General features: G+C 50.1%; 15 protein-coding genes. 8 read left to right on the top strand and 7 right to left on the bottom strand.

The features are described 5' to 3' along the window. Positions 1–32: 32 nt before the first annotated feature. From nusB to AC5JLP_RS06020, 3 genes are all read right to left on the bottom strand, one after another. Positions 33–662: a transcription antitermination factor NusB gene (gene nusB / locus AC5JLP_RS06030; protein WP_496067015.1), complete on the bottom strand. Its 630-nt coding sequence runs from the start codon at positions 660–662 to the stop codon at positions 33–35. 242 nt (positions 663–904) lie between these two features. Further along, on the bottom strand, positions 905–1,636 hold the full coding sequence (locus AC5JLP_RS06025; RefSeq protein WP_496067014.1) for a DUF502 domain-containing protein: 732 nt from the start codon (positions 1,634–1,636) through the stop codon (positions 905–907). A 539-nt stretch (positions 1,637–2,175) separates the two neighbouring features. After that, positions 2,176–2,952, bottom strand: a complete 777-nt coding sequence (locus AC5JLP_RS06020) for an HpsJ family protein (RefSeq protein ID WP_496067013.1) — start codon at positions 2,950–2,952, stop codon at positions 2,176–2,178. Positions 2,953–3,057: 105 nt separating this feature from the next. On the opposite strand from AC5JLP_RS06020, the gene pgl reads away from it, so the two are divergent. The 4 genes from pgl (at position 3,058) to AC5JLP_RS06000 (ending at position 6,487) form a co-directional block, all read left to right on the top strand. After that, positions 3,058–3,783, top strand: a complete 726-nt coding sequence (gene pgl, locus AC5JLP_RS06015; RefSeq protein ID WP_496067012.1) for a 6-phosphogluconolactonase — start codon at positions 3,058–3,060, stop codon at positions 3,781–3,783. A 262-nt stretch (positions 3,784–4,045) separates the two neighbouring features. Next, positions 4,046–4,837, top strand: a complete 792-nt coding sequence (locus AC5JLP_RS06010) for a double zinc ribbon and FHA domain-containing protein (RefSeq protein WP_496067011.1) — start codon at positions 4,046–4,048, stop codon at positions 4,835–4,837. A 22-nt stretch (positions 4,838–4,859) separates the two neighbouring features. Next, positions 4,860–4,994 carry a hypothetical protein gene (locus AC5JLP_RS06005; RefSeq protein WP_496067010.1) on the top strand — a complete coding sequence of 45 codons (135 nt, stop codon included), beginning with the start codon at positions 4,860–4,862 and terminating at the stop codon, positions 4,992–4,994. 86 nt (positions 4,995–5,080) lie between these two features. Continuing rightward, positions 5,081–6,487 (top strand): protein kinase domain-containing protein, encoded by a 1,407-nt coding sequence (locus tag AC5JLP_RS06000; RefSeq protein WP_496067009.1) that lies wholly within the window; start codon positions 5,081–5,083, stop codon positions 6,485–6,487. Between the two features lie 31 nt (positions 6,488–6,518). Here the strand turns inward: AC5JLP_RS06000 and AC5JLP_RS05995 are convergent, their stop codons facing one another. Next, positions 6,519–7,313 carry a sensor histidine kinase gene (locus AC5JLP_RS05995; protein WP_496067008.1) on the bottom strand — a complete coding sequence of 265 codons (795 nt, stop codon included), beginning with the start codon at positions 7,311–7,313 and terminating at the stop codon, positions 6,519–6,521. A gap of 375 nt (positions 7,314–7,688) precedes the next feature. Here AC5JLP_RS05995 and AC5JLP_RS05990 point away from each other — a divergent pair, with 375 nt between their 5' ends. Beyond that, positions 7,689–9,374 carry a Ppx/GppA phosphatase family protein gene (locus AC5JLP_RS05990; protein ID WP_496067007.1) on the top strand — a complete coding sequence of 562 codons (1,686 nt, stop codon included), beginning with the start codon at positions 7,689–7,691 and terminating at the stop codon, positions 9,372–9,374. A 10-nt stretch (positions 9,375–9,384) separates the two neighbouring features. Here the strand turns inward: AC5JLP_RS05990 and AC5JLP_RS05985 are convergent, their stop codons facing one another. Next, positions 9,385–10,044 carry an SDR family oxidoreductase gene (locus AC5JLP_RS05985; protein WP_496067006.1) on the bottom strand — a complete coding sequence of 220 codons (660 nt, stop codon included), beginning with the start codon at positions 10,042–10,044 and terminating at the stop codon, positions 9,385–9,387. Between the two features lie 398 nt (positions 10,045–10,442). Between AC5JLP_RS05985 and AC5JLP_RS05980 the strand changes: the two genes are divergently transcribed. Both AC5JLP_RS05980 and AC5JLP_RS05975 read left to right on the top strand, forming a co-directional pair. Further along, positions 10,443–11,177, top strand: a complete 735-nt coding sequence (locus tag AC5JLP_RS05980) for a DUF1997 domain-containing protein (RefSeq protein WP_496067005.1) — start codon at positions 10,443–10,445, stop codon at positions 11,175–11,177. 204 nt (positions 11,178–11,381) lie between these two features. Continuing rightward, positions 11,382–12,008 carry a TrmH family RNA methyltransferase gene (locus tag AC5JLP_RS05975; protein ID WP_496067004.1) on the top strand — a complete coding sequence of 209 codons (627 nt, stop codon included), beginning with the start codon at positions 11,382–11,384 and terminating at the stop codon, positions 12,006–12,008. Between the two features lie 112 nt (positions 12,009–12,120). Here the strand turns inward: AC5JLP_RS05975 and AC5JLP_RS05970 are convergent, their stop codons facing one another. Together AC5JLP_RS05970 and AC5JLP_RS05965 are read right to left on the bottom strand one after the other, a co-directional pair. Further along, positions 12,121–13,011, bottom strand: coding sequence for a carbohydrate ABC transporter permease (locus AC5JLP_RS05970; RefSeq protein ID WP_496067003.1), 891 nt, complete (start codon positions 13,009–13,011; stop codon positions 12,121–12,123). Between the two features lie 173 nt (positions 13,012–13,184). Next, entirely contained in the window at positions 13,185–13,877 is a 693-nt protein-coding gene (locus AC5JLP_RS05965; RefSeq protein WP_496067002.1) for a cysteine hydrolase family protein, read from the bottom strand. 68 nt (positions 13,878–13,945) lie between these two features. On the opposite strand from AC5JLP_RS05965, the gene AC5JLP_RS05960 reads away from it, so the two are divergent. Then, the gene (locus AC5JLP_RS05960) at positions 13,946–14,323 is read left to right on the top strand and encodes a four helix bundle protein (RefSeq protein WP_496067001.1); all 378 of its coding nucleotides are present in this window, start codon (positions 13,946–13,948) and stop codon (positions 14,321–14,323) included. Positions 14,324–14,344 lie beyond the last annotated feature (21 nt).

The raw sequence follows: 14,344 nt of genomic DNA, 5'->3' as shown, positions 1-14,344 counted from the left end.
TTATCCTTCATCCCTCATTCTTCCCCCACTCCCTACATCGGTTGCTTCGTCGACTTAAGCTGATCCATCACTCGGCGCAGCACACCGTTAATAAAACGATGCCCGTCGTCGCCGCTGTACCGCTTGGCTAGCTCTACCGCTTCGTTGACGGCAACCCGATCGGGCACGCCCAAAAAGAGAATCTCGGTCACTGCGATCCGAAGAATATCCCGATCGATCCAGGCAAGGCGTGAAAGCTGCCAATCGACCAGGGCTGTAGACAAAATTTGATCAATCTCGTCTCGATTGGCTTTCAGCTTGCCAATAATTTCAAGCGTGTAATGACGCACATCCTGCTGGTTTGCCAGTTGAATGAACTCAGGCACCTCCATTGAGACGCCCAGACGGTTGATGGCTGTCTGAGTGAGCGCGATCGCCTCATTGACCATTGCTCTAGCACTCTCAACATCCGCTGCACGGGTTTCGCTGGTCAACAAACGAGCGCTTCCCTGTTGCAGTTCAGCCGACGCGGTTTCTAGAGCATCTTGCGCTTCAGTGGTGAGCGTCCGTACTGCTGCCACCACCACATTTTGAAGCTGCTGCAACTCCAAACGTTCTTGCTTAGCAGGAAGCTGGCTAATACTCAGCAGCGCTAGTTCACGGGCAATTCGACGGGCTTGCATAGGGAAGGATAAAGGATGAAGGCTTAAGGATAAAGTGAATGCTTTAAAGCCAGGACTTACGCAAGAGCGGTCATCTTTCGCCCCCAAGTCCCCATTCTGGGGGCTTGGGGGCAAATGCGTGAGTCCTAAAAGCGTAGAAAGCGAATGGGCGGGCTGGCCCGTCCTGTCGCAAGCTAAATTTGTTTAGAACATGGCATGGTTGCACTCGTTATCCTTCATACTTTAGCCTTCATCCTTTCTTCTTAACTTTCCCACAGGTCTTCTTCTAGCGCGATCGCCTGCCGCCCCTGGTCAGGAAAGAGGTCTAACGTACGCTTACTAGAAGCCGGTAGCGACGACATGGCTGACGACTCAGGGGAAACAATGCCGCCTGAAATCACGACTTTGAACGCTTCTTCGATCGGCATAGAAAGATTGATCACGGCTTCCTCTGGCACAACGGCATACCAACCTGTCGTCGGGTTCGGGGTTGTGGGAATAAACACGCCCAGCATCGGGCTGGTAAAGCGTGACTGAAATTCGCCGCTTAAAACGCCTGTAACGAACCCTAACGACCAAACGCCCTCTCGTGGGTATTCCACCAAAACCACCCGTCGAAATTTGCCACTAGTGTCTTTCAGGAGAGTTTCTAAAAGCTGCTTCAAGGTTTTGTACACCGAACCTGCCAACGGAATGGCTTGCAGCACCCGTTCACCAAAGTCCAACAGCCAACGTCCGGCAATGTTCCGCGCCATCAAGCCGATGATCAAAATGGACAGCAACGGCACGGTCAAGCCCACCAACAGATTCAGGAGATTCACCAGAATCGGGTTGAGACCGTCAAAGGGATTGAGCTGCTTGGGAATGCGGGTCAAAAAGTTGACGACCCAACTGGCGATTGTAATCGTCAGCCAGATCGTGGTTGCTAGAGGAATCACGACCAGCAACCCTGCAATCAGGTCGTTTTTAAGGTCTTGCTTGAGGCGTTGGATCACGGGTCACCCACTCTCCTGTAGTTGGCGGCGGAAACTGTAATAACGCTGACGATTCAAAAAGACCAAAATTGGTGTGGCGATCAGCCTGAAACGCTAGTTGAATCTATCTAATGAATAATCAGAAACGGTTAGCGACAAGCGCTAAGAAACATTTCTTTAAGTCAACCTCTGATTGAAATTGTAACAACTATGTAAAGGAATATTGCTGGAAAAAGACGATCGACGTAACCGTGCTGAAGAGCTGTAATTGCTCTCAAGGAGCAATCTATCTATGGTGCCGCTGCCTATCGGTTGCGAACCCGTGCAACGACCAGATAGGACGACCACATCAGGACGATCGACAGAGATGGTGCTGATCACCAGAATACCCTACGGCGATTCGGTATCGCACGCGACGATTAATTTTGTCATGACTGCGCACTCCAAACAGCTCATATATCTAAGGATGAGCTGACTTCATTAATCAAACCCATCCCTCTTCGCCATGACCTCTTACCATTTGATGTTTGATCAACCAGCACCGATCAAAGCAAAGGCCGTTAGGTCGAGGGGACGTTACGTTGATTCTGAGCTGATAACAGATACCGCAATCCAGTCCAACCGATGATGGCATACCCGATCGCCAGTATGAGGCTGGCAATACCGCTGCGCATGCCCGATCGCAGCTTGTTATCGTTTACCTGCGTTTCGAGCTTCCGCTTATTATCACGAATCTGCGTCAATTTCTGATCACGCTCAGGGGCAATCTGTGCCTCCAGTGCCTTGGGGTCAGATTTGAACTTCTGAAGCTGATCCAGTTTTTGCTTCGCTTGTGCCAACTGTGCCCCTTGAAGCTGACCACTTTGAATTAACTGATCGATCTGGCTAGACTGAGCATCAATCTGCGCATTCAGTTGCTGCACCTGACTGTCGATCTGGCTTTCTGCTCTGCTGGCATCCTGAGTAATTTGCTTTAACTGATCGTCTGCCGCTGTATTGGTGGCACTGACGCTGAGGGGAATGAGTAATAGGAACACTAACCCAAGCAGGCTCGCTAGCAACGCTGCCCCTAGCTTTAGCCCGCGTGAACGTTCCACACTGCTAGGTGTCTCCAGGGCATTTTCTACCCAAAAGCCGATGAACAAGAAGCCGAAGCCCATCATGGGAACAAAGCCGCGATCGATCAACTGCGTCGTCGTCGTAAATAGCCATTGGCTATCTTGAAACTTTGCAGCCGAAAGTACGATGACGCAATCCAGCAGGTAGAGCACAATCAGCACCATACCAACAATTTTAAGAATGAGGGCAGTCAGGGGCGAGGCGTTAAATGTTTTCATCAGCTTCTATATAGATTTGATGGGCAGTTAACTGAAACTGCTTCAGCAACCTCCTATAGTAGACTACGGAGTTGAATCTCTCGACGGAATTGAGTAGCTGAAACTATGAATAAAATTGTCGAAGTGCTGCCCGATAAAGATGCCTTAATTCAGCGAGGGTTGACGATCGTGGTGGATAAGCTACAGGCTGCGATCGCAGCACGGGGGCGTTGCACGATCGCTCTTGCAGGCGGCAGCACTCCCAACCCTCTGTATAAGCAACTCGCCACGCAATCCCTACCGTGGGATCATATCCACGTCTTTTGGGGTGACGAACGGTATGTGCCAGCCACCCATCCCGACAGCAACGAAGGCATGGCCCGTCATGCCTGGCTAGATAAAGTGGCTTTTCCGCCTGAGAATATTCACCCCATGCCTACAGCAAATGCTGATCCAGCGGTGTCTGCCAGTCAGCATGAGCGCGAACTGCAACAATTTTTTCAGCTTCAACCAGGAGAGTTTCCCCGTTTTGACCTCATTTTGCTGGGGATTGGGGATGATGGGCATACCGCATCGTTGTTTCCGCATACAGAAGCACTGCAAGTGCATGACCACCTTATTACCGTTGGCAATAAAGATGGACAGCCGCGCGTGACCTTTACAGCCCCACTCATTAATCACGCCCACAATGTCCTCTTTCTCGTTTCGGGGGCCAGCAAACGCCCTGCCCTGGATCAAATCTTTGCACCCATCGCGGATGAGACCACCTATCCTGCGCGCCTCATTCAACCACAAGGCGAACTCTGGTGGCTGCTTGATCACGCCGCTGGGCAAGATTTGGCAGTGAGATGACAGCGAACCCAATTCCAAAGTAGAACTGGAGTAGTGAGTAGAACTGGAGTAGTGAGGAAAACTGGAGTAGTGAGGAAAACTGGAGCAGAAACCATTTGCTTAAACGGCAGACCATTTCGATCGAGTGTTTATTGGCAACCAGTGTTTGAAAAGGGGATGTGCTCTTAACAGCGCACTCCTCCTTTGTCAACAGATCTTTTAATGTCAATGGGTTATGTCGGCTGTGATCTTATATTGACAGTGATATAGAGGTAAAACGTCCATGATTGTTTGTCCGAATTGCAATCATCAAAATCCTGATGGCGCAGTTCAATGTGAAGCCTGTTATACACCCTTGCCTGCAACCATGAGCTGCCCAAACTGCGGAACTGCGGTTCAGACCGATGCGAGCTTTTGCGGACAATGTGGGTACAATCTCCGCACGGCTGCTGGTGCACAACCAGCCGCGAACGCTTTCAGTCAAGCGCTAGAGCCTTCTGCGGCCTCACCCGCAGTACCAGACTTACTACCGCTTGATCCCCTTGTGCCACCTGATCCGTTAATTGCTCCCCCGGTTTCTGTTTCTAGCCCGCCTGCTGTGCTTGAGGCTCCCTCATCCATATTAGTGCCCATAGCGACACCGCCCCCTATACCTGACCAACCTGCTGCTGTGGCAGAGGTAAATCGATTGCCAGCCCCAGGGCAATCAGCTCCAGAACAAGGTAGCTCAACAACCCAGCTACAACAGCAAACAGCACGTCTGTTACATCTTCAAACCAGTGCGTCGTTAGAATTGCCGCAGAGTTTGACAGTCATTCACATTGGCAAACCGAACGATCGCATCCCACCAGATATTGATGTCTCTGGTTTTCCAGATTCAGAGATTGTGTCTCGTATCCATGCGGATATTCGACTTGAAGGCGACGCTTACTATTTGGAAGATGTGGGAAGTTCTAACGGCACCTATATCAACAATGTGCCACTGCCAATGGGTAATCGGCATCGCTTGCGACCGGGAGACCGCATTGCCTTAGGCAAAGGCGACAAGGTGACGTTTTTGTTCCAGCTTTCTTGAGCCAACAGCGAGGGGTGTGGCGATGGCGCAGCCAACTGGATACGCCTGCTATGCTTACCAGGGGAAGACTCAACCGTTTGCCCCACACGCAACGCCAAATAGTCGTGTATCGTTAGGAGACTTACCGCGATCGAGGACAAAGATTTCGGTTCCATAGCAGCGAAAGCAACATAGGATCGAAACACGTTTTCAGACGGTAGCCGTCCTTGCCACAGGTCATTACTCAGACTCTATACCGCCAGTGTGATTACTCTGACTCTTTTGCATCCGATTCAGTCGATTCCGGTTCAAAGCTGGACGTTTGAACACGAACCTGTCATTCGGATTGGACGATCGACTGATAATCACGTCATTCTTTACAGCGCAGTGGTTTCCCGCCATCATGTTGAATTGCGCTGCCACGATTCACAATGGGAAGTTGTCAGCCTGGGAGCCAATGGGACTTATGTCGAGGGCAAACGGATTACCCAGATACCCCTGGTCGATAGTCTGGTGATTCGTCTAGCGCGATCGGGGCCAAACATTCAGATTCACCTTGGCTCTTTGCCTGCTGGCGGGGGCAAGACGACGCAAAGCGATCAACCACCTCAGCCGCTTAAACCCAGATTAAGTGGTATTCCCAATGCCGATTCTGGTGACCCCACTCAGTCGGGCGATACCCCCTTTGCCAAACTGACAGCACCTGTCACCAAACAGCCAGAAGAGGCGCAGGAAAGCTCTATACCGCCATCTGGAGAGCTAACGCAGCGATCGACGGCAATGGATGTGGAGCATGAAGCCGCAGCGCCTGCCGTGACTGGAGTGAGTTGCACCCATCCACGTGCGCAGGGCAATGTATTATTCTGCCCCGATTGTGGGCAACCTTTGCAAGTCATCCAGACGATCGGCGACTACCAAGTGGTTAAAACGGTGCGCCAGGACACGATTGGGCTGACTCAACTAGTCTGGCGGAACGGTCAGAGCCTCGTGCTCAGAACTCTGAAACCTGAATGGCAGCAGCCAGAGCTTTTAGACGCATTCACCCAGCAGGCTAAGCAACTCCTGACACTTGAACATCCAGGCTTACCGCACTTTATTGATTTTTTCACCCTTGAAGGCAAACCTCATTTAGTGCGGCGGCGGATGTACGGGCAAAGCCTACAGCAACGAGTCAGCCAGTATGGGCCGTTGACATCCGCTGAGGCGATCGCGGCGATCGTGCAGGTTTGTGATACCTTAGACTATCTGCACCAGCAGTCTCCACCGCTCATTCACGAAGATCTCAAGCCCGAAAATCTCATCCAGCAACCTCCGACAGCCGCAGGGAATATCACCGTTGTGGGGTTTGCTTCCCTTGTCTCTTTTGCTGCCACGAAGCAAACGGCGACACCAGCCTATCTTGCGCCAGAACAGATTCAGGGACAAAAGGCAACCGTTGCCGATCTGTTTGCATTAGGGCCAATCCTGGTCTACCTGCTGACAGGGCAAGCGCCAAACGCCTTTTATGCCCAACGAGAGCAAGGGTTCCGCCTTTACCCAGAGTATGTGCCTGGTCTGACGACAGACTTGGTATCGATCGTCCGTCGCTTGACCAACCCACAGCCCGAAGAGCGTTACGCCACTGCTAAAGACTTAGCCGACGCGCTTTTGAGTGTGTCTATCCCTACTTAAGGGTTCTACCTCAGCACCGCTACATAGTGCATTAACACCGAGCGATCGACAACGTGAATGAGAAGCAACTGCCTTCACCATGCGTCGATTCAACGTGCAACTGTCCACCCTGGTTTTCGACCAACAGCTTGCAGAGGGATAGCCCTAAACCAGTGCCTTTAATAGTAGAGCGATCACGATGCTGCACTCGATAAAATCGCTCAAACAGATGAGGCTGATCTGCGGCTGGAATACCCAACCCGTGATCACGCACCCAAACGTTAACCCACCCCGCTTGATGCACCTCTGCACCCAACTCAACTGGCGCATCCTTTGGAGAATACTTGATTGCATTCGAGAGTAAGTTGACCAACACCTGCGAGACCTGCCAGCGATCGCCCCAAACCAGAGGCAACTCTGGACTAAAAACGCAGGTAACCTGGGTTGTCTGAAGATCTGCCAGAACCTCTCTGACAAGAGTTGACAGGCAAAGGCCCGTATGATGAGTTGCTAAAGCACCCGTTTCTAAATTGCGTAACGCCATCAGATCTTGCAACAACCGCTTGAGACGGGATACCTGCTGTTGCACGACTGTCAAAAATTCCTGCTGATGCGCGGTCTCTAACTCTGGTTCTGCTAGCAGCGAGATCGATCCTCCCAAAGCCGTTAGCGGAGTTGCCAATTGATGAGTGAGCAGTTGCATGAGCTGCGTCTGCTGAGCAATTTGTTCTTTGAGCGATTGGTTTTCTAGCAATGCCTGCATCAAAGTCCCATCTATTGAGTTAGCTGTAGGGACAGTCCGACTCAACGAAGCAGCGTAAAACTCATCGTTTGAGGGCGAAGACATAAAGCAATCAAAAAACGGGGTAGCGCCTAATGGATGAATGAGCCGCGATCGCGCAACGCACTTATACCTTAACACTATGTTACAAATGTCGCCCATGTGCTGCACAACTAGTTAATGGAACTGAGGCTATCCGTAAGGAGTCAACAGCAGAAGGGGCGATCGTGATCAGCTAGTTTCAAGCATTCTCAGGAAATTTGAAGAGTCTTCACACAGTTATCAGAATGCTGCAAAAAGGTGATTAAATAAACCCGGACATACTGAGGGACAGGCTGTAGCGCAACGAAGCGTCCTGATCGTTTTGCTTCCGCTGTGTAGGCAAAAGCATTGGGTGTCAGTCGTTTCAGCTCAGTTGATTGAGCCTTTAGGTATATCAAGATGGTCAGCTCAGTTCATAAGATTAAAAAGAAGTTGGTGAGCATCCCTGTGATGACGACGGAGCATGAGCGCATTCTAGCCGCGATTGATGTGGGTACAAATTCCATCCATATGGTCGTGGTACGGATTCAGCCTGCGCTCCCTGCTTTTACGATTATTGCGAGAGAAAAAACGACGGTGCGGCTGGGCGATCGCGCTCGACAGAACGGCAATCTCACCGATGCAGCAATGGAACGGGCGATCGATGCTCTCAAACGCTGCCAGGAAATTGCTAAAAGCTTGAACGCTGAGCAAACGATCGCCGTTGCCACCAGCGCGATGCGAGAAGCGCCCAACGGACGGGACTTTCTCCAACATATCGAAGCCGAGTTGGGGCTATGGATTAATCTGATTTCTGGACCTGAAGAAGCTCGTCGCATCTATTTAGGCGTACTGTCGGGAATGGAACTCAACAGCCAACCTCATATCATCATCGACATTGGTGGCGGTTCTACCGAACTCGTGCTAGGCGATGGGCACGAACCTCGCAGCCTGAGCAGTACAAAAATTGGCGCAGTGCGTCTGACCGTCGAGCAGATTACGACCGATCCCATCAGCCCGATCGAATTTCAGACCCTTCAAGCCTATATTCGGGGCATGTTAGAGCGTCCCGTTGATGAGCTAAAGGCCGCCCTGCAACCGGATGAAGTCCCCCGATTGGTCGGCACCTCTGGCACGATCGAAACGCTAGCCATGATTCATGCACGGGAAAAAACAGGCACAGTGCCTTCGCCTCTAAATGGCTACGAATTTAGCCTGAAAGATTTACGGGAAACAGTGGCTCGTCTTCGTCGCTTGACGATCGCGGAACGTGCCGAAATTTCTGGCATTAACGATCGCCGCGCTGAGATCATTCTAGCGGGTGCGCTCATTCTTCAAGAAGCGATGACGCTGCTAGGTATGGACGCGATCGTCATTTGTGAACGCTCCTTGCGCGAAGGCGTGATTGTTGATTGGATGCTGACCCACGGCTTGATCGAAGATCGTCTCCGCTATCAAGGCTCTGTCCGGCAGCGCAGTGTCCTCGATACGGCACACAAATACCGCGTCAAGCTAGATTACAGCGAACAGGTAGCCACCTTTGCCCTCAGCCTGTTTAATCAAACGCAGGGCATTCTGCATAACTGGGGCGAAGAAGAGCGGGAACTACTGTGGGCAGCCGCCATCCTGCATAACTGCGGACACCACGTCAGCCACTCCTCTCATCACAAGCACTCCTACTATCTCATTCGCAATAGTGATTTACTGGGCTACACCGAAACTGAAATTGAAACGATCGCCAACCTCGCTCGCTATCACCGCAAGAGTGCTCCCAAGAAAAAGCACGACAGTTACCGGAACCTCACCAGCAAGCGTCATCGCCGTGTGGTGGATCAACTGAGTGCCCTCTTGCGTCTCGCCGTTGCCCTCGATCGCCGTCAAATTGGCACCATTAAAGACATTACCTGCGAACCACATCCCGAATCCCAAACTTTTCGGCTTCTCATTCAGCCAGCCAATCCTGACGATGATTGCGCTCTGGAACTTTGGAGTCTTAACTACAAAAAAGCCAGCTTTGAAACCGAATTTGGCTTAAAGCTAGAACCTGTTTTAGATACGGTAGAAACGCTAAAGGTAACGCCTCTACCAACAAAACAACCTGTTTAAGCCCTTCTCTTCAACCAACACCAACAAACAACTCATCAAAACTCTTAGTGGGCGCATTTGGCTTCGCAACAATTTCGACAATCTTGTTACGGGCTGAGGGTGAGAACAGTGCCTCAACGCTAGTCTGCGCTACTTTCGTGCGGGGAATACTACCGTCAAACAGCGTATCGGCAGACGACATCACCACAGCATCGGTATTGTCTTCGTTCTTCAGTCCGCCAGGACGAACGATCGTATACGTCAGCCCACTCTTCTGAAGATATTCTTCCGCCTGCTTCTTCCACACCAGAATGAGGAAGAAGAGATTCAAGGGATGAAATAACCGCGAGGTGCAAAGGGACGAAACAAACACAAATTGCTCAATACCCTTTGCTTTTGCCGCATCGACAAGATTTTTGGTACCTTCATAATCAACCTTGTAGGGCGCAGTGGGGTCGAAGCCCGGTTTAGCACCCGTCGCACAAAGGACAACCGTGCTCTCTGCCAAAGCGGTTGGAAGGCTTGTTGGATCTAACACATCACCTACGACCAGTTCTGCTTCTGGCGGCAAGATTGATTGTGCCTTTGACAAATCGCGCACCATCGCCCGGACAGGAATGCCTCGTGCGACAAGTTCCCTGACAATACGTTGACCTGTTTGCCCCGTGGCCCCGGCTACCAATGCTTTCATAACTTTGCTCCTAAGCAGGAAATTAAGAACCTTAAACCAGCGATCGCAGGATTATCCTCCAAACAATCGTCTTTACCTAGACTTTATCGAATTCTTCGTGCGAACAAACCTACCGTATGGCTAGCCCTGATCTTTTGGATCGGGTTGTGGCTCAGTCGTATAGTAGTGATATGTTAATGAATGTTAAGACTGAATCTGGCGGTGACAGTACTCTTTAAGCGATAGACTTAACGCCTTTGGCGGGTGGCTCGGTTGATTAAAGTGAAGGATTCAATGCTTGTCAATCACGATGTAGATATAGCGATTTGCTCAAAAATCCGTGAAACCCCGGTGAGTTCGTGAAGAGCTAAAGAGGCAGTATAGATCTAAGCAACTAGCCATGAACGTTGAGCCGCTTTATGCAGTCCCATTCCACTGAGTCTAATCCTGTTGAGCGTCCTAAAGGTTTGCTGCACACCGCATCGGTCATTCCAGATATGAACCACTTGATGACAGACGACTCTAGCCAAGATTTGATTGAGCCAACTCAGTTCCGCAGCCACTTTGTAGACTGCATGGAAATGTCTTCGGACATGCATACCGTGGCTGAGTATCTGGATGCTCACTCTGTTTGGTTTCGGAGTTGCGCCCAGCCGATGGTGGTTGAGCCTCTTGGGGATAACGGCTACGCACTGGTCATTGGTCGCTTTGGCTCACATGGCTATCAGATTGAGCCGAAAATTGGCTTACACCTGCTGCCTCAAGATCAGGGAGTGTATCGCATTGAAACCATTCCTGTCCCTGGCTATGTCACTCCTGGCTATGACGTTGACTTCCGAGCGGCAATGGAGCTAGTCGAAATCGGTACGGGCGCACTGCCAACTAAAACAACACGAGTCGAGTGGCAGCTAGACCTAACGGTGTCGATTCAGTTTCCACGCTTTATTCATGCGCTGCCCAAAAACCTGGTGCAAAGTACGGGCGATCGTCTCCTTCGCCAAATTGTCCGCCAGGTATCCAACCGCCTCACCCGCAAAGTGCTGGAAGATTTTCACAAAACGCACGGATTACCCATTCCCAAGCCTGCCAAGCGCTGGTTCTTCCAAAAGCAAGACAGCCTGGATGAACCTTTGGACGGGTCGATCGCTGAATAGGGCGTATTGATGATAAGAGTGAGATAGGGGCGGCAGAGATTTAGTACCGAGAGCGTGCAATTCGGCAACTGCAACGCAAAGCGAAACAGTTGGGCGTTGCTCTTATTGTTAAACCTGCTCCACAATCTGTGTAAGTTTCTTCTGAAACATCTCATCAAGGCTAAGTCTCTCATTAGGCATCAAAGCAGTATGGTCGAAGACCCTATGGAAACAGAGGAAACAGAGAAGAAGCAAAAGAGTTCGATCCGACAACGTGCGGCAGAGATAAAGCCTTACAGGTGCAAGAACTTAATCAATGTTATCGAAGACCCAAGTGATATTAAGAATATCGGTACGGTGATCAGAAACGTTAACGCCTTGGGGGTGGAAAAGGTTTACGTCGTAGACCCAAGAGGAGCCTTGCCTGACGATTGGCTGGAAATGCGAGAGAGAAAATCACTTGCGAAGATCTCTGTATCGGCGATCAAATGGAGCTTTGTCAAAAGATTCGATAGCACCGAAGCCTGCCTTGAGCACTTAGAGAAAAATCGATTTGTGTCGATCGTCACATCGCCACACGTCAAGGGCATGAAAAATGTCGTTCTTGATAAAGCCGATTACACCATCTATACCAAGTTGGCTGTATGGTTTGGCAATGAGGCAAGGGGCATAAGCGATTTAGCCGTACAGCGTAGCGAGATGTGTGTGAGCATTCCTATGTTCGGTATGATCGAGAGTCTGAATTTGGGCACAACTTCGGGAATCGTTTTGTACGAAGTCACGAAACAGCGCCGTGAGTATCAGAGCAAATATAGATGGCGAAAAAAGCGAGGCAAAAAGATTGATGCCTAACAAACCGCTTTTTACCGAAACGTCTCGCCATGATTGCTAATTTGCAAAGGTTCTTTGCGTGCGATGAACACAAAAGTTAAACCTGCCTGTACAAATATTTTGTTGGTTGAACTTAATTCTCTTTTACGGTCAGTCGTTCAACGCTGAGCCGCAACACTGACAGTCCCAGAATGATGAGAAACATCACCAGCCCGATCGTGCAGGCGTAGCTCATTTCCAGGTCTTGAAAGGCTTGCTCATAAACGTAGTAGACGATCGTCTTGGAGCTATTGCGTGGGCCACCCTGGGTCATGATGTAGACTTCTTCAAACACCTTGGTGGCTGAGATGGCAGAAATGACTGCAACCAGCAAGATATAAGGCTGCATCAAGGGAACCGTAATATCCCAATGCTTCTTGATGCCGTCGGAACCGTCGATCGCCGCTGCTTCGTACAAATCGCCTGGAATGGCCTGTAAGCCTGCGAGGTAAATCACCATGTAGTAGCCCAAACCTTTCCAGATGGTGACAATCATGACGCTGAAAATCGACCAATTAGGACTGGTGAGCCAGGGAACGCCTTCTGAAATGCCTACCAGTTTTAGAAGTTGATTGAGCAAGCCGTTATCTGCATAGAGCCACTTCCACGCGATGCCCGCAACCACCATTGAAATGACGACCGGGGTGTAGTACGCGACGCGAAACCAGCGAATGCCGCGCAGCTTTTGGTTCACCAGAATTGCCATCCCCAACGGTAGCGCTACTAGAATCGGGACAACCCCAACGAGGTACAGAACCGTATTGCGGAAGGTTTCCCAAAAAACGCGATCGCCCCACAGGCGACGAAAATTCTTCAGCCCAATCCATACAGGCGGTTGCGTCAGGTCAAAGTCGTAACGCGTAAAGCTCAGATAGAATGCCTGTAGTGCCGGGTAAAACACCGTCAAGCTAAGGACAACCAGAGCAGGCAACAAAAAAAGGTAAGGCGTAAGCCGCTGTAACAACAGGCTCCGATCCTTCAGCATCCATTTGGGCATTTTGACGTGAGCGGCAAACGATAAGCAGGTCTAGCTCATCATAAAGGGAATGGGGAAGAGAGAGGAGAGGAAGCGGGGGAAGCAAGGGGAGTAGGGGGGTGAGTTTTGAGTTTTGAGTTTTGAGCTTTGAGTTACGGCTGACGGTTGATAGCTGACCGCCGCTAAACCAATGCTTTCGCTGGCTTCCAGGCTTCCAACCCTTTGAGCACGTCAGCAGCAGTTGCCGTCCAGCCGACGATGCCGCTTTGGGCACGCACCATTTCTAGGGTAGATTGTTTGAATTCTGGAAAGTAGCTTTCGGTGCAGTCTTCGACCATAACGCATTCGTAGCCACGATCGTTCGCTTCGCGCATGGTGGTTTGCACACACACTTCAGTCGTTACGCCTGTAATAAACAGGTGCGTAATATTTTTTGCTTTTAGAATTGATTCTAATTCAGTCGCATAAAAAGCACCTTTTCCAGGCTTATAAATGACCGTTTCATTGGGTAAAGGAGTCAATTCAGGAATGATGCCGTTGCCCGGTTCGCCCTTAACTAAAATGCGTCCCATTGGGCCTTCACTACCGATCGTCAACTCACCTTTGCCCCGCTTAATTTTGGAAGGAGGACAATCGGAGAGATCGGGTTGATGACATTCGATCGTATGAAAGATCGGCAGTTCTAAGGCACGAAACCCTTCAATTAATTGCTTGAGGGTAGGCACGATCGCCCGTAGCAGGCTAACATTATTTCCCAAAATATCGCCGAAGCCACCCAATTCCATAAAATCTCGTTGCATATCAATCACGATTAAGGCAACGTTACTAGTAGTGGGCAGTTCGTAATCGTAAGGTTGGGCAGAGATGGAGACCATAGGGATGAGGGATGGGGGATGAGGGATGAAAGGGGGAAAAGTAAGAAGAGATCTGGGTAATATGATAGATGAGAACGGATTTAAAGAAAAAGACTAAAGAGCTTGCACTGAGAATTATCAAACTGTATGTAGCGTTGCCCAAAACGACAGAAGCCCAAATTCTAGGCAAGCAGGTTTTACGGTCTGGGACATCGGTGGGTGCTCACTATCATGAAGCATTCCGAAGTCGATCAAATGCTGAGTTTATTAGCAAAATTGAAGGTGGGCTTCAGGAATTAGAAGAGACTATCTACTGGCTAGAGCTTTTAGTTGAAGCTGGAATTATTCAAGCTACTCAGATCAGCGGATTGATAGCAGAAGCGAACGAGCTAATTGCTATTTTTGTTGCCTGCGTCAAAAAAACGAAGGATTCTAGATCACGGAAGCAGGATGAGGTTGGAAAATGAGAAATGAAGATAACAGAGAAA

This window comes from Stenomitos rutilans, assembly GCF_059505485.1.
This window is presented reverse-complemented; position numbering and strand designations above follow the sequence as displayed.

What these genes read in the sequence shown, in the direction of transcription:
- nusB (WP_496067015.1), bottom strand. Translation starts at nt 662, where the DNA reads ATGCAAGCCCGTCGAATTGCCCGTGAACTAGCGCTGCTGAGTATTAGC.
- AC5JLP_RS06020 (WP_496067013.1), bottom strand. Translation starts at nt 2,952, where the DNA reads ATGAAAACATTTAACGCCTCGCCCCTGACTGCCCTCATTCTTAAAATT.
- pgl (WP_496067012.1), top strand. Translation starts at nt 3,058, where the DNA reads ATGAATAAAATTGTCGAAGTGCTGCCCGATAAAGATGCCTTAATTCAG.
- AC5JLP_RS06010 (WP_496067011.1), top strand. Translation starts at nt 4,046, where the DNA reads ATGATTGTTTGTCCGAATTGCAATCATCAAAATCCTGATGGCGCAGTT.
- AC5JLP_RS06005 (WP_496067010.1), top strand. Translation starts at nt 4,860, where the DNA reads ATGGCGCAGCCAACTGGATACGCCTGCTATGCTTACCAGGGGAAGACT.
- AC5JLP_RS05995 (WP_496067008.1), bottom strand. Translation starts at nt 7,313, where the DNA reads ATGTCTTCGCCCTCAAACGATGAGTTTTACGCTGCTTCGTTGAGTCGG.
- AC5JLP_RS05990 (WP_496067007.1), top strand. Translation starts at nt 7,689, where the DNA reads ATGGTCAGCTCAGTTCATAAGATTAAAAAGAAGTTGGTGAGCATCCCT.
- AC5JLP_RS05985 (WP_496067006.1), bottom strand. Translation starts at nt 10,044, where the DNA reads ATGAAAGCATTGGTAGCCGGGGCCACGGGGCAAACAGGTCAACGTATT.
- AC5JLP_RS05980 (WP_496067005.1), top strand. Translation starts at nt 10,443, where the DNA reads ATGCAGTCCCATTCCACTGAGTCTAATCCTGTTGAGCGTCCTAAAGGT.
- AC5JLP_RS05975 (WP_496067004.1), top strand. Translation starts at nt 11,382, where the DNA reads ATGGAAACAGAGGAAACAGAGAAGAAGCAAAAGAGTTCGATCCGACAA.
- AC5JLP_RS05970 (WP_496067003.1), bottom strand. Translation starts at nt 13,011, where the DNA reads ATGCTGAAGGATCGGAGCCTGTTGTTACAGCGGCTTACGCCTTACCTT.
- AC5JLP_RS05965 (WP_496067002.1), bottom strand. Translation starts at nt 13,877, where the DNA reads ATGGTCTCCATCTCTGCCCAACCTTACGATTACGAACTGCCCACTACT.
- AC5JLP_RS05960 (WP_496067001.1), top strand. Translation starts at nt 13,946, where the DNA reads ATGAGAACGGATTTAAAGAAAAAGACTAAAGAGCTTGCACTGAGAATT.